Raw genomic sequence first — 14197 nt, 5'->3', positions numbered from 1 at the left:
CCCAGCGGGGAGAAGGTGCCTGAAAGACGGATGAGGGGGTGAGCGACAGAAGCGGCGAGCGTTGGCACGAAAACACCCATCGTCAGTGCGCCACCGCCGCCGCTGCAGCCTCGTCGATCAGCCGGCCGCTGCGGAAACGTTCCAGCGTCAGGCCGGCGCTGAACTTGTGCGGTTCGTCGCGGGCGATCAGATGGGCGAACAGATTGGCCGAGCCCGGCGTCGCCTTGAAGCCGCCGGTGCCCCAGCCGCAATTGACGTAAAGCCCGGGAACCGGCGTCTTCGACTGGATCGCCGAGCGATCCGGCGTGTTGTCGACGATGCCGCCCCATTGGCGCATCATCTTGACGCGCCGGAACATCGGGAAGAGTTCGCAGATGGCATCGAGCGTGTGGGTGATGATCTGCAGCCCGCCGGTCTGGGAATAGGAATTGTACTGGTCGGTGCCGGCGCCGATCACCAGTTCTCCCTTGTCGGACTGGGAGATATAGGCGTGCACCGTGTTCGACATGACAACGCAGGGGAAGATCGGCTTCAGCGGCTCGGAAACCAGCGCCTGCAGCGGGCTCGATTGCAGCGGCACCCGCACGTCGGCCATCTTCATGATTGTCGTCGTGTGGCCGGCCGCCGACACGCCGATCTTTCTGGCGCCGATGAAACCGCGCGTGGTCTCGACGCCGGTCACGCGTCCATCGTGCGCACGGCGGATGCCTGTCACTTCACAATTCTGGATGATGTGGACACCGCGGTCCGATGCTGCGCGCGCATAACCCCAGGCGACCGCATCATGCCGCGCCGTGCCGCCGCGCCGCTGCAGTGCCGCACCGTTGATCGGGTAGCGCGCGCTGGCGGAGATATCGAGCGGCGGGCAATAGGCCTTCGCCTGTTCCGGCGTCAGCCATTCATTGTCAATGCCGTAGAGCCGGTTGGCGTGGATATGCCGCTTGAACGACTGCTGGTCGTGAATATTGTGCGAGAGCATCATCACGCCGCGCGGCGAATACATCACATTGTAGTTGAGCTCCTGTGAAAGCCCCTCCCAGAGCTTCATCGAATGCTCGTAAATGTGCATGCTCTCTTCATAGAGATAGTTTGAGCGGATGATGGTGGTGTTACGCCCGGTATTGCCGCCGCCGAGCCAGCCCTTCTCGATCACCGCCACATTGGTGATGCCATGCTCCTTGGCGAGATAATAGGCGGCGCCCAGGCCGTGTCCGCCGGCGCCAATGATGACGACGTCGTATTCGGCGCGCGGTTCCGGCGACGTCCACTGCTTCTCCCAGCCTCTGTGGCCACGAAGGGCCTCTCGCGCCACGGCAAAAACCGAATATTTCCGCATCCGCCTTCTTCTCCTTCGGGCAGGCCATTCTCCGTGTCATACAAATCGCAAATCCAAATGCGGCACAACGGCTCTTTTGCGACGCGCGAGAGCTTTGGTTTTGACACTGAGCGACATGATGTCGAAAAGCGCCCTGTTTTTCAGGACACACCTGCCCGAGTCTGAAGCGAATGCCATTCACGGGAGTGGCGTTAAACGCAATGGGATCGGGCCGTCGGCTAGCCCTCACCCAAGAGGGCGAGAAGACAAGAAGTTACTAAAATGTTAATTCTCCCCCCTTGCCGGGGTTCTTGTGTCATGTGGGGTCGGCGTTCATTCTTCCACGCGCTTTTCATCGCCTTTTGCAGCGCCCAGGCGGCGCCCGCTGCCGAGCCGGTCGGCCAGGCTGTCCTCATCAAGACCGAAGTCACCGGACAGGCTGGACCAATAGAGGTCAATGCCAGCGTTCACCGCGACGAGCGGATCCGAACATCGCAATCCGGCCTTGGCCAGTTTCTGTTTCGTGACGGCACCAAACTTGCGGTCGGCTGGGGGTCCTCTGTCGTCATCGACAAGTTTGTGTTCGACGATACGCAATCGGTCAGAAAGCTCACTATCAAGGCCGCCAAGGGCACTTTCCGCTGGGTCAGCGGCAATTCCAAATCGTCGGCCTATCAGATCCTGACGCCAGCCGGCACGATCGGCGTGCGCGGCACCGCATTCGATTTCTATGTCGGCGCCGACGGCACCACCGCCGTCGTACTCCTGAACGGCGCGGCCAGCTTTTGCGGCCCCGGCGGCTGTCGCCAGCTGCAGCAACGCTGCGATTGCGTTGTCGCCAAGCCGAATGGCGATATGACGGCGGCCGGCCGGGTCGATCGCAACATCCTTGACAGACTTGGAAACCAGCGTGCCCTGCCCTTCCTTTCCGGCAACCAGCGGCTTTCGGGCGGCCTCGGCATGCTCGGCGGCTGCAATATGGCCTCCGTTGTGCCGGAAAGAAGGGACAGAACAAGGCCGCCGCCAGCAGTTGCACCTGCTCCGCAGAGGCAGGATCCGCCACAGGCCGAGCCGCAAAAGGAGCAACCGAACAAGCCCGACAAGCCTCATCACGACAGGCCTTATCACGACAGGCCGCACCATGATAAGCCCCACCATGACAAGCCGGATAGACCCGACAAGCATGAGGGCCATGGGAGCCATGACGATGACGGAAAGCCCGGAAATCACGGTTTGGATCATCGGGAGCCCCAGCGCCACCATGATGGCGATCGCGATCATAAGAATGATCGAAACCACGACAGAAGTCGGAATTTCAATCGCGGTCGGTGAGGCTGTTTTCGGGATCCTTGCAAGTCAAGGCGTCGGCACTGGTATGTCCGCCAGACGGTGGGGTAGTGCGTCGACGAGCAGTGCGAAGGCCGGCGAGGACTGCCGGCGTGTCGGGCAGTGAAGGCGATATCCCGAAGAAGGACACCGCTCTTCGAAAATCGCTTCTACTTTTCGGCATCGGCAGCGCTCTTTTCGTTCCCGGCAGACAATTCCCGAAAATGGCCAGTCCTGCTGGGGATCCGCCGATAGAATTCCACCAAACCGCCCAGCACTTCATCCGCCCTGAGCTTTGCCGTATCCATAAGTTTGCGGGTATTCTTTGAATGCGAATGCAGGGCTTGCATCAATTGCCGGTGAACGGCATTGAGCGCGGCGAATTCCCGGGATGCCGCTACCTGCTCATCGCCGAGGACGGCAAGGATCTTGGTGCGGCTGCTCTTTCCCTTCAGTGGAATGGCCCCGGCGTCGATCAGCGCCATTCCTTTCACTGAACGTGCAGTGCTGTCGGAGATGAGGATATCGAAGCCTACCTCTTTGCATGATGACTCGATGCGGGCGGCGACGTTGACGGCATCTCCGACAGCCGAATAGTTGAAGCGGGTCTTGGCGCCCATATTGCCGACGCAGGCAATGCCGGTATGGATGCCGATGCCGATCCCGACCTCCTGATCGGGACCGAAGCCGAAGGCATCGCTGGCGTTCAGTTCGGCGAGTGTCTCGCGCATGGCCAGGGCTGTGCGAACGGCCTTGGCTTCATGATCCGCAACATCAACCGGCGCATTCCAGAACGCCATGATCGAATCGCCGATAAACTTGTCGAGTGTGCCTTCATTGGCCACGACATGACGGCTCAGCGCGTCGAGCAATGTGTTCAGGAAGGCGACGACATCCGTCGGCGCCAGCCGTTCACTCATCTCGGTGAAGTTCCTGACGTCGACGAACATGACCGTCAGCTCGCGGTCGTCGCCGCCGAGGCGCAATGCGTCGCGGTTATGCTCGATGCGATGGAGCAGCGACGGAGACAGATAATGTCCGAAGGCGCGCCGCACCTCGCGCCTTTCCCGATCGATCACCAGAATGCGGAACGAGGTTGCGGCAAAATGGGTGATCGATCCGCTCACGATCGGCGCCAGCGGATCGAGAAGGAGCCCCGCATGGAGAAAGGAGAGCCAGGAGGCCACGAGGGCCATTGCAGTAATGAGTAGGCCGCAGACCAGGGCGACGGCGGGACTGACGAAGGTCGTGATCACGACGAGCAGGCATCCGAGCACCGCGATCGTCAGGATTTCCAGCCCGTCCGCCCAGTCGGGCCGTGACAGGAACTGGCCGGAGAGAATCTGCTCGACGGCCTGCGCATGCAGCGAGACGCCAGGGACATTCTCGCCGAGCGCGGTGACGCGAATGTCCTGCAGGCCGGCGGCCGAAGTCCCGACGAAAATGACGCTGCCGTTGATGGCGGCCGCAACGTCGGGGCTGGCGCCAGTACCGGAGAGCACCTGGCGTGCAGAGATATAGCGCTCAGCCCGGTCCGGCGTGACATAGAGCCAGAGTTCGCCGACGGCCGTCAGCGGCACGACGAAGTCGCCGATCTTTGCCGATGTCATAATGCCGGCGCGGTCGGGCGCGCCCGACAGCACATAAGTCGACACCCCCTGCGCCACCCGCAGCGCCTCAATAGCCAGATTCGGATAGAGCTGCTCGCCATCGGTCAGGAACAGCGGAACCGCGCGAACCACAGGCGAGGGATTGCCCGGATTGAGGCTGATATGGCCAAGCCCTGCCGCATTGGCCTCCAGTTGCGGCCTGAGCGGCGTCGAAGCGCGGAGAACGGGCGGGGCCGAGATCGGGCTTTCGCCCGTGACGGCGAAGCCCGCCTTGACGGGCGGTCGGTAACTGCCCTCGTTGGACAGGCCGAAGCCGAGCACGACGGGTTTACCGGCAATCGAGCCGGCGAATATCTCGTCGTTATCGGGCAATTTCTCCGCCAGCAGAGGATCGACGCCGGCGACCTCGCGAACGACGGTGCGCGGCGACAGCCGGTCCGGTTCGGCGAAAAGAACATCGAAGGCGATGGCCGCCGCCCCCATTTGCGAGAGCCTGTCCACCAACAGCGCCAGCCTGTCCCGCGGCCACGGCCACTGACCGAATTCGCGCAGCGAGGCTTCGTCGATGTCAACCACGCGGACCGGCATCGGTTCGAAGCTTCTCGGAAGCAGCCGCTGATATTCGTCGAAGGTCACCCCGCGGATCAGCTTGAAAATCCCGGGATCGTCGGCCCGCAGCATTGTCAGCGCCGCCACGATCGCCAGGCCGATAACCACACCGATTTGCTGCGCGCGTGCCATCATCTCACCGGCTGTCCCTCCCGCCGCCGACGGAGCGGCCTGCGTCTGCCGGCAGACAGGCTACGCCGCTTTCGGCCCGAATGCCATTCACGCACGCATCCCGGACGCTCCGTTTTCGACCGGTGGCCCTTCGTCTTTCCACTCAGCCGATAAGGAGCGGCCTTCAATGAGCCCCCGGCTGCGATTTTTGGCCAGGCTTTTACCAGGATGACAAGGCTTCGACCTTGCCGGGCGCCCGGCGAAATGTTCATGTAGCGATCGAAAATCGCACGCTTTTTCAAGAGAAGGGTAAGGGTCGCCGTGATTTCCGAATCCGCCGCGCGCCGCAGCGGCTACTGGCTGATCGTCGTCGTGCTGGCCATGCTGGCCGGGCTGCCGCTTGCCGTCTGGCTCGACATCAGCGATCTCTCGGGAAATACCTTGCGGCGACAGGCGCGTGACATGAGTTCGCTGATATCGAGCATTCGCTCCTATTATTCGGCGAACGTCGTCGGACGTGTTTTGGCCGCGCATGCCAGCGGTGCGACCGCCGGCACGGTCGTCTCCCACAACTACCGCAATATTCCAGGCGCTATCCCGCTGCCGGCAACACTTTCGCTGGAGCTCGGCGGCGTCATCAAGGAACAGCAGGCCAATATCACCTATCGTTTCGTCTCCGACCTGCCGTTCAAGAGCCGCGCATCCCACGAGCTCGACGACTTCGAAAGACAAGCGCTCGCGGCGCTGCGCACCAATCCGCAACAGACGCTGAACGATCTCACGCGTGTCGGACTGACCGATACCCTGCGGTTCATCACCCCCGTTGTCATGGGTCAGGCCTGCGTTGCCTGCCACAACAGCCATCCGGAAAGCCCAAAGACCGATTGGAAGGTTGGCGATGTGCGCGGCATTCAGGAAGTGATCATCCGGCAGCCCTATGCGAGCAACGTCTTCGCCTTCAAATACCTGCTTTGCTACTTTCTTTTTGTCGCCATCATCGGCCTCAGCTTCATTCTGCTGCAACGGCAGCAGGCGCGCGCGATCCATAACGCCAACCAGGACCTGGAAGCGGCCAACGAATTCCTCGCCAGCGTCTCGCTGAAGATTTCACGCTACCTCTCGCCGCAGATCTACAAGAGCATTTTCAGCGGGCAGAAGGACGTGGTGGTCCATACCGAGCGCAAGCGCCTGACGATCTTCTTCTCCGACATCAAGGATTTCACCGCGACCACCGAGCGGCTACAGCCGGAAGCGCTGACGGACATGCTCAACGAATATCTGACCGAGATGTCGAACATTGCCCTGGCGCATGGCGGCACGGTGGACAAGTTCATCGGCGACGCCATGCTTGTCTTCTTCGGCGACCCGGAAACGAAGGGGCCGGAGGAGGATGCGAAAGCCTGCCTGCGCATGGCCGTCGACATGCAGCGCCGCCTCGGCGAACTGAAGGACAGATGGCGCAGAAACGGCACCGAAGAGCCTTTCGTCGTGCGCATGGGAATCAACAGCGGCTATTGCAATGTCGGCAATTTCGGCAGCAGCGACCGCATGGACTATACGATCATCGGCGCGGAGGCCAATCTCGCGGCCCGCCTGCAATCGATCGCCCAGGGCGGGGAGATCGTCATCAGCTACGAAACCTATGCGCTGGTCAACGAGATCGTCGATGCCCATCCGCTGCCGCCGATCACGATGAAGGGCATACAGCGCGAGATCGTGCCCTATGCTGTGGACGGGCTGACGCTCGGCGCGGATCATAAGAGCCGCGTTCTGAGTGAACATCTCGCCGGCCTCGACCTGCATCTGGATATGAGCCGGGTGGAGCCTGCCGACCGACTTCGGGTCAGGACGGCGCTCAAGGAGGCGATTGCAGCTCTGGATGAAGCCCTGCCGGAGTCGGCGCGATCGAGACAGGATACCGGGCCGGTGTGATTTTTCCGCCTGCCTCCCATATCCGTCTGGACTTCCCCGACCCGATCTGCTATCCCGCATCACCAATCGCAAGGCTGCGGCCGCGCGAACGTTATTTTTTTGCCCCTGGCGCTGCGCCGCCTCAGGCATCAACCAAACCAAAGGAACGTGATTCTCGTGCAGGTACTTGTCCGCGATAACAATGTCGATCAGGCTCTCCGCGCTCTCAAGAAGAAGATGCAGCGCGAAGGCATTTTCCGCGAAATGAAGATGCGCGACTACTACGAGAAGCCGTCGCAGAAGCGTGCCCGCGAAAAGGCCGAAGCTGTTCGCCGCGTTCGCAAGCTGGCCCGCAAGCGCGCCCAGCGCGAAGGCCTGGTCGCACGCTAAGCGTTGCCGTCGTTTTTTCGACGTTTTCAGATGCATTGTGGCGGGGGCGATTGGTTCGCCGCCGCCTTTTTAGTTTGCCGCTGAAGATCGCATATCCCAGGATCGGATATGCCGCATGGGGAAAGCGAGCCCGAATGGCTGTTACCACCTTCAATCCGTCCCGCGCCTGGCGCCTGCAGAAAACCGCATTGCTGCCCGCTGTGGCGCTGGCCGCCATGTTCGGCCTTGCCGGCTGCGAAACGACCAATACGACCGACGCCGTGATCCGCATCGACAAGGCTCAGGGGTCGGAAGAGAACATCGCGTCGCTGACGGCGGTCATCAACGCCAACCCGAGGGATCCCGAGGGCTACAACGTCCGCGGCTCCGCCTATGGCCGCAGCGGCCAATTCCGTCCGGCGCTGAACGATTTCAACACGGCGCTGCAGATCAATCCGCGCTTCTTCCAGGCCTATGCCAACCGCGCCCTCGTCTATCGCAACATGGGTCAGCAGGCCCAGGCGATCGCCGACTATAACGCCGCGCTGCAGATCAACCCGAGCTATGACGTCGCCTATATCGGCCGCGGCAATGTCTATCGCATGGCCGGTCAGGACAACCAGGCGTTCAACGATTTCGACCGGGCGATCCAGCTCGGCACCACCGACGGCCGCGCCTACCACAATCGTGGCCTGATTTATCAGAAGCGCAATCAGCAGGATAAGGCGATCGACGACTTCTCGAAAGCAATCTCGCTCGCACCGAACTCGCCCGAGCCCTATAACGGCCGCGGCATTTCCTATATCGCGCTGAACGACGACGACAACGCCTTTGCCGATTTCAACCATGCGATCGAGCTCAACGGCAACATCGCCGAATCCTGGGCCAACCAGGCGCTCGTCTACGAACGCCGCGGCGACAAGGCCAAGGCCGCCCGCTCCTATCGTCATGCAATCGGACTTGACCCGAAATACCAGCCGGCCCGCGACGGTCTCGCTCGCGTCGGCGCTCCAGCCGGCTAAGAGATGTGCATTGGGGCGGCCGGACCATCGGATGCTCCAAACCTTCCCGTTGCGAGAATCTCCGGCGGAGCCGCCTCACCTGTGACCGGCCCGATGCGCGTGCAGCGACCGCCCATGACGTCGACGCTGTCATGAAGGCGGCTGCATCGTCTTGAAAAGAAAGGCGGAAGAAACATCCGTCGTCTTCGATAGCATGTCATACGATGTTGCAACCCGCTCTTGCTCCCCCTAACATGTCGCTGCTTCGATAGCCCCCTATCGGGCGTTGGAAAACGTGTTGAGGGCGTTTTGCGAGAGATACGGATCTTTGCGTTCCTGACCGCGAGCGAAAACTGTTGCGGGCAGCGCCCGCCCCAGCCCCGCGCAACGTCCGAGCGACGCAAGGGATGCGGCCATGTTTTGTGCTCGGCGATTTTATCCTTCGCTCGATGGGACTCGATGGATTGTGCGATGGCGCAGGCGGCGTGGCGCATTCAATGAAGATCGTTGCGCTGTTCTTTCCAAAGGCTTCGATCGGCACCTATCTCGTTGCCATGGCGGTGGCGATCGCGCTGCCGATTTTCGCCTTCGTGGCGCTGCTTCTGCTGCAGCTGGAGGACAACCAGCGTTCGGCGCTGAAACGCGAGACGGTGCAGGACGCGCTTGCCCTTTCGCGCATCATCGACCGCCAGCTTCAGGACATGGCAACGACGCTGCGGCTGCTGTCGAGCTCGCCGGAACTTGAAAACGGCGATCTCGCCTCCTTCCACGAGCGCACGGAAACGGCTCTCCGCAACAATTCGCTCTACGTGCTTGCCGTCGACCGCACCGGCCGGCAACTGCTGAACACACGCCGGCCTTTCGGCACGCCGCTCGGAGAGATGGCAAATATCGCTGCCCTCGATGCCGCCATCAAATCCGGTCGCATCGAGGCATCCGATGTTTTTCGCGGCAGAACCAGCGGCGATTGGGTCTATAACGTCACGCTCCCGCGGGCGGCGGATGATCCGGTCGCCGCCCTCATCATCACGCAGGATGCCAAGGATCTCGGCAGGGTGGTGACGACTCAGGGCCTGGCTCCCGGCTGGTCGGCCGCCGTCATCGATCAAAGCGGTCACGTGGTCGTTGCCGCAGGCCCCGCAGCCCTGGAACCTGGCACGCCCTTCGATCCGCGCATCCTGCCGGCGCTTGGTTTCTCCCGCGGTGTGTTCGAAGACAAAACGATCCTGCCTCACATGCTTCTCGGTTATGCTCAAATTCCCGGCTGGTCATGGAAGACGGTGATCTGGGGGCCGGTAGCACAGGCTTCGATCCTCAGCACCTGGCGCTTCCTCATCATCGGCGGCGTGGCGCTTGTGCTCGTCGCGGTGCTCGCCGCCTATGCCGTCGCGAGGCAGGTGCGCACCACCATCCGCGATATCGCCGAAATGGCAAAGCGTATGGGCGACGGCCACATTGTCTCGCCGGTCGAGACCAGCGTCATCGAGGCGAACCAGGTGGCGATCGCCCTGTCGAATGCCTCCTTCGACCGCAGCCAGACCGAGGACCGGCTGCGTTTCGTCATGCACGAGCTCGTCCACCGCACGAAAAATCTTCTGACGCTTGCCCAGGCAATGATGCGCCAGCTCGCCAAGCAGGCCGACAGTGTCGAGACCTTCCAGGCCGCTGTCGCCGACCGCCTCGAGGGGCTGGTGCGCTCGATCGAGCTCCTGACCAGCGAGCAATGGGGAGGCGTGTCGCTGCGGCGGGTCGTCGATATCCATCTGCAGGCCTTCCCGCAATCGCGTGAACAGATCGAAATCACAGGTGAGGATTTCGTCCTGAAGCCGGATGCGGTGCAGAATCTCGGTCTGGCGCTGCATGAGTTGGCCACCAATTCGGTGAAATACGGCGCGCTTTCCGTTCCGCAAGGCCGTGTCCGCTTCGAATGGCGCGATGTCAGGGAAGAAAACAAGCCGGATGCCCTGCTCCGCTTCACCTGGGAGGAGCGTGGCGGCCCGCCGGTGATAGAGCCATCACGCACGGGCTTCGGAACGACCGTTATCAAAGCTCATGCGGCCTCCGCCTTCCGCGGCACAGTTGAGGTCGATTTCTTGCCTGATGGCCTGTTGTGGGTGTTGACGGCGCAGCGCGCCACGCTGGAACGGGACTGACCCATGTCACCCGGAGGCGCGCAGGGGTTCCTGAAAACCAAAGTGCCGGACCGCATCCCATGAATCACGCGTTTCATGCGGCGTGCTTCAGCCTCCCGGAACAATCGCCACCTGCACCCGTTTCGAACAGGTCGTTCCCAAGGAGAAAGACCATGTTCAACCAAACCATCATCGCAGCCGCGGCTCTCACGGCCGCAGCCTGGGCAAGCCCGGCGGGCGCGGAAAACTATGTCACGCTTGGCCGCCTGGTCTGCGGATCGGATGGCGGCCAGGGCCTGATCATCACGTCGCAGAAGAACCTGATCTGCACCTACACGCCGGCATCCGGCGGCGCCAAGGCGGTCTACGCCGGCAAAATCGAGAAGTTCGGCCTCGACATCGGTCAGACCGGCAAGAGCGTGATGATTTGGCAGGTTATGGCGAAAACCGGCACGGATATGCCGCAATACGCCTTGGCCGGTGAATATTATGGCATCGGGGCGGATGCGAGCATCGGGGCAGGCGCCGGCGCCAAGGTGATCGCCGGCGGCACGAACAAGGCTTTCATGCTGCAGCCGTTGAACGTGCAAGCCCAGGAAGGACTGAACCTGGCGATCGGGGTTGAAAAGATGACGCTCGTACCGGGCGATGTATGACCGGAGGAGCGTTGTTTGCGGCAAGGTGAGACCGAGCTTGCATTGCACGGACCGGCCGCCATGAATCAAACAGCCGCCCAATCGGCGGCTGCATCTGGCTCGATCAATGCAAAATCGCCTTGTTGATATCCTCGGTCATTTTCTTCGCATCGCCGAGCAGCATCATCGTGCCGTCCTTGTAGAACAGCGTATTGTCGATGCCGGCATAACCGGAACCGAGTGAGCGCTTGACGAACAGGCAGGTTTTTGCCCGATCGACGTCGAGGATCGGCATACCGTAGATCGGCGAGGTCTTGTCGTCGCGCGCGGCAGGATTGGTGACGTCGTTGGCGCCGATGACATAGGCGACGTCGGCCTGGGCGAATTCCGAATTGATGTCCTCCAGCTCGAAGACCTCGTCATAGGGAACATTCGCTTCGGCGAGCAGCACATTCATGTGGCCAGGCATGCGGCCGGCGACGGGATGAATGGCATATTTCACCTCGACGCCGTTCTTCTTGAGGTTGTCGGCGAGTTCACGCAAGGCATGCTGGGCCTGGGCAACCGCCATGCCGTATCCCGGCACGATGATGACCTTCGACGCATTCGCCATCAGATAGGCCGCGTCCTCGGCCGAGCCGAGCTTGACCGTCCGGTCCGAGGTATCGGGTCCGCCGGACGCCGTCTCGCCGCCGAAACCGCCGAGAATGACGGAGACGAAGGAACGGTTCATGCCCTTGCACATGATGTAGGAGAGGATTGCGCCGGAGGAACCGACGAGCGCGCCGGTGATGATCAGCGCCAGATTGCCGAGCGTGAAGCCGATGCCGGCCGCAGCCCAGCCCGAATAGGAATTCAGCATCGAGACGACGACGGGCATATCGGCGCCGCCGATCGGCACGATCAAGAGAACGCCGAGCGCCAGCGACAGCGCCACGACGGCCCAGAAATCGAAATGACTTTCGGTGACGGCAAGCCCGATGATGAACAGAATGATTAGCGCTAGCAGGGCCGCATTGATCACATGCCGGTAGGGCAGCAGGATCGGCTTGCCGGACATGCGCCCGTCGAGCTTCAGGAAGGCGATGATCGAGCCGGTGAAGGTAAGTGCCCCGATCGCCACGCCGAGCGCCATCTCTACACGCGCCTCGGTGTGGATATGACCGATCTCGCCGATGCCGAACGAGGCCGGCGTATAGAGCGCCGAAGCCGCGACCAGGACGGCCGCAAGTCCGACCAGCGAATGAAAGCCGGCGACGAGCTGCGGCATCGAGGTCATGGCGATGGTGCGGGCGACATAGGCGCCGACGCTGCCGCCGATGGCAAGCCCAAGGATGATCAGCACAAAGCCGCCGAAGTCAGGCGTCGCCAGCACCAGCGTCGTCAGGATAGCGATCCCCATGCCGACCATGCCGTAGAGATTGCCCTTGCGGCTAGTGGCCGGATGCGAGAGACCCCGCAGCGCCAGGATGAACAGAACGCCGGAGACGAGGTAGAGAAAGGCTGCGATATTGGTCATCGGTCGCTCACCGGTCCTTCTTGCGGTACATCGACAGCATCCGCTGCGTGACGAGGAAGCCGCCGAAGATGTTGACCGAAACCAGCACGAGGGCGACGAAGCCGAAGCCGGTCGCAAGCCCGCTCGTCGAGATGCCGACCGCCAGAAGCGCGCCGACGACAATGACAGAGGAGATCGCATTGGTGACGGCCATCAGCGGCGTATGTAACGCCGGCGTTACCGACCACACGACGTAATAACCGACGAAGATCGACAAGACGAAGATCGCGAATTGAAAGACGAAGGGATCGATCGCCCCGCCAGTAGCGGCACTCGCCGCTTCCGGCGCCTGGGCCGCCGCCGTGACGACGGCGGTCACCGCCTGGTCGAGCTGTTCCAGCGCCCTGTCCATTGCTTCACTGGCCATCAGATGTCTCCCTTCTTCGCGCCGCCGAAGGCGGGATGAACGACGTCGCCGGCATAGGTCAGCATCGTCGCCTTGACGAGCTCGTCGTCGAGGTTGACGACGACGCTGCCCGTTTCCTTGTTGACCATGGTCTCGAGGAAGGTGACGAGATTCTTGGCGTAGAGCGCCGAGGCGCTGGCTGCAACCCGGCCCGGCATATTGGCAAAACCGATCACCTTGACGCCTTCGACATCGGCGATTTCGCCGGCAACGACGTCCTCGATATTGCCGCCGCGCTCGACCGCAAGGTCGACGGCGACAGCACCCGGCTTCATCGAGGCGAGCATGGCGCGTGAAACCAGACGCGGCGCAGCGCGGCCGGGGATCAATGCCGTGGTGATGACGATATCCTGCTTGGCAATATGTTCGGCCACGAGTGCGGCCTGCTTGCCCTGATAGTCGGCCGACATTTCCTTGGCATAGCCGCCGGCCGTTTCCGCCGCCTTGAACTCCTCGTCCTCGACGGCGATGAACTTGGCGCCGAGCGAGGCAACCTGTTCCTTGGCGGCCGGGCGCACGTCGGTGGCCGAGACCGCAGCACCCAGGCGCCGCGCCGTGGCGATCGCCTGAAGACCGGCGACGCCGGCGCCCATGACGAAGACCTTGGCGGCCGGGACGGTGCCGGCTGCCGTCATCATCATCGGCATGGCGCGGTCATAAACCGCCGCCGCTTCGATGACGGCCTGGTAACCGGCGAGATTAGCCTGGGACGAGAGCACGTCCATCGATTGGGCGCGGGTAATGCGCGGCATCAGCTCCATCGCGAAAGCCGAAAGCCCAGCGCTGGCGAGGGCCGCGATCGCCTCCTCATTGCCATAGGGGTCCATGATGGCGATCACCACGGCGCCGCTTTTATAGGATGAGATTTCCTGTTCGCTCGGACGGCGCACTTTGAGCACAACGTCGGCCGAAGCGGCATCCGCCGAACTGCCGATCCTGGCGCCTACTGCCTCGAACTCTCGATCAGGGAAACGTGACCCCGCCCCCGCGCCGGCTTCGACGACGACGTCAAAGCCAAAACTCTTCATTTTCTTTACTGTCTCGGCCGAGGCCGCGACACGCGTCTCCCCGCCGGCAATTTCCTTTGCAACGAAAACGATATTGCCCAACTGCCCCCTCCTCCGGGTCAGCCAGACCGCCGCAGGCTTCCCTGCGCAGGCCAAGCACCTAAGCATGTCGCGCAAAACTGTACGGCGGTTTTGCGATAACGACGT

Annotated in this window: 11 protein-coding genes; 6 read left to right on the top strand and 5 right to left on the bottom strand. The window is 62.1% G+C overall.

Annotation, left to right across the window (positions count from 1 at the left end; all coding sequences use genetic code 11):
• Positions 1-82: 82 nt before the first annotated feature.
• Positions 83-1336, bottom strand: coding sequence for a sarcosine oxidase subunit beta family protein (locus GGI60_RS19480; protein ID WP_183917889.1), 1254 nt, complete (start codon positions 1334-1336; stop codon positions 83-85).
• Between the two features lie 297 nt (positions 1337-1633).
• Between GGI60_RS19480 and GGI60_RS19475 the strand changes: the two genes are divergently transcribed.
• Entirely contained in the window at positions 1634-2647 is a 1014-nt protein-coding gene (locus tag GGI60_RS19475; protein WP_183917887.1) for a FecR domain-containing protein, read from the top strand.
• 164 nt (positions 2648-2811) lie between these two features.
• Here GGI60_RS19475 and GGI60_RS19470 read toward each other — a convergent pair whose 3' ends face one another.
• A complete protein-coding gene (locus GGI60_RS19470) occupies positions 2812-4992 on the bottom strand; it encodes a CHASE2 domain-containing protein (RefSeq protein ID WP_183918218.1) in 2181 nt (726 codons plus the stop codon).
• Positions 4993-5292: 300 nt separating this feature from the next.
• Here GGI60_RS19470 and GGI60_RS19465 point away from each other — a divergent pair, with 300 nt between their 5' ends.
• The 5 genes from GGI60_RS19465 (at position 5293) to GGI60_RS19445 (ending at position 11040) form a co-directional block, all read left to right on the top strand.
• A complete protein-coding gene (locus tag GGI60_RS19465) occupies positions 5293-6903 on the top strand; it encodes an adenylate/guanylate cyclase domain-containing protein (protein WP_183917885.1) in 1611 nt (536 codons plus the stop codon).
• A 156-nt stretch (positions 6904-7059) separates the two neighbouring features.
• Complete coding sequence (gene rpsU / locus GGI60_RS19460) at positions 7060-7272, top strand: 30S ribosomal protein S21 (RefSeq protein ID WP_003585885.1); 213 nt, start codon at positions 7060-7062, stop codon at positions 7270-7272.
• A 134-nt stretch (positions 7273-7406) separates the two neighbouring features.
• Positions 7407-8273, top strand: a complete 867-nt coding sequence (locus tag GGI60_RS19455; protein WP_183917883.1) for a tetratricopeptide repeat protein — start codon at positions 7407-7409, stop codon at positions 8271-8273.
• A gap of 476 nt (positions 8274-8749) precedes the next feature.
• Positions 8750-10405 (top strand): sensor histidine kinase, encoded by a 1656-nt coding sequence (locus tag GGI60_RS19450; RefSeq protein ID WP_183917880.1) that lies wholly within the window; start codon positions 8750-8752, stop codon positions 10403-10405.
• A gap of 152 nt (positions 10406-10557) precedes the next feature.
• Positions 10558-11040, top strand: a complete 483-nt coding sequence (locus GGI60_RS19445; RefSeq protein ID WP_183917878.1) for a DUF992 domain-containing protein — start codon at positions 10558-10560, stop codon at positions 11038-11040.
• A gap of 103 nt (positions 11041-11143) precedes the next feature.
• On the opposite strand, the gene GGI60_RS19440 is transcribed toward GGI60_RS19445, so the two are convergent.
• From GGI60_RS19440 to GGI60_RS19430, 3 genes are read right to left on the bottom strand one after another with little or no spacing between them, the layout of a single operon-like run.
• A complete protein-coding gene (locus GGI60_RS19440) occupies positions 11144-12538 on the bottom strand; it encodes an NAD(P)(+) transhydrogenase (Re/Si-specific) subunit beta (protein ID WP_183917875.1) in 1395 nt (464 codons plus the stop codon).
• A 7-nt stretch (positions 12539-12545) separates the two neighbouring features.
• The gene (locus GGI60_RS19435) at positions 12546-12944 is read right to left on the bottom strand and encodes a proton-translocating transhydrogenase family protein (RefSeq protein WP_183917873.1); all 399 of its coding nucleotides are present in this window, start codon (positions 12942-12944) and stop codon (positions 12546-12548) included.
• The gene (locus tag GGI60_RS19430; protein ID WP_183917871.1) at positions 12944-14092 is read right to left on the bottom strand and encodes a Re/Si-specific NAD(P)(+) transhydrogenase subunit alpha; all 1149 of its coding nucleotides are present in this window, start codon (positions 14090-14092) and stop codon (positions 12944-12946) included. The genes GGI60_RS19435 and GGI60_RS19430 overlap by 1 nt, the downstream gene beginning before the upstream one ends.
• Between the last annotated feature and the right edge of the window lie 105 nt (positions 14093-14197).

The sequence above is a fragment of the Rhizobium lentis genome, assembly GCF_014200175.1.
GTDB classification, from domain to species: Bacteria; Pseudomonadota; Alphaproteobacteria; order Rhizobiales; family Rhizobiaceae; genus Rhizobium; species Rhizobium mulingense.
Note: the sequence above shows the minus strand (reverse complement) of the source record. Positions and strands in the feature narration are given on the sequence as shown.

Bases quoted from the DNA above. Each gene is read 5' to 3' on its own strand.
- GGI60_RS19480 (WP_183917889.1), bottom strand. From the start codon at position 1,336: ATGCGGAAATATTCGGTTTTTGCCGTGGCGCGAGAGGCCCTTCGTGGC.
- GGI60_RS19475 (WP_183917887.1), top strand. From the start codon at position 1,634: ATGTGGGGTCGGCGTTCATTCTTCCACGCGCTTTTCATCGCCTTTTGC.
- GGI60_RS19470 (WP_183918218.1), bottom strand. From the start codon at position 4,992: ATGGCACGCGCGCAGCAAATCGGTGTGGTTATCGGCCTGGCGATCGTG.
- GGI60_RS19455 (WP_183917883.1), top strand. From the start codon at position 7,407: ATGGCTGTTACCACCTTCAATCCGTCCCGCGCCTGGCGCCTGCAGAAA.
- GGI60_RS19450 (WP_183917880.1), top strand. From the start codon at position 8,750: ATGAAGATCGTTGCGCTGTTCTTTCCAAAGGCTTCGATCGGCACCTAT.
- GGI60_RS19445 (WP_183917878.1), top strand. From the start codon at position 10,558: ATGTTCAACCAAACCATCATCGCAGCCGCGGCTCTCACGGCCGCAGCC.
- GGI60_RS19440 (WP_183917875.1), bottom strand. From the start codon at position 12,538: ATGACCAATATCGCAGCCTTTCTCTACCTCGTCTCCGGCGTTCTGTTC.
- GGI60_RS19435 (WP_183917873.1), bottom strand. From the start codon at position 12,944: ATGGCCAGTGAAGCAATGGACAGGGCGCTGGAACAGCTCGACCAGGCG.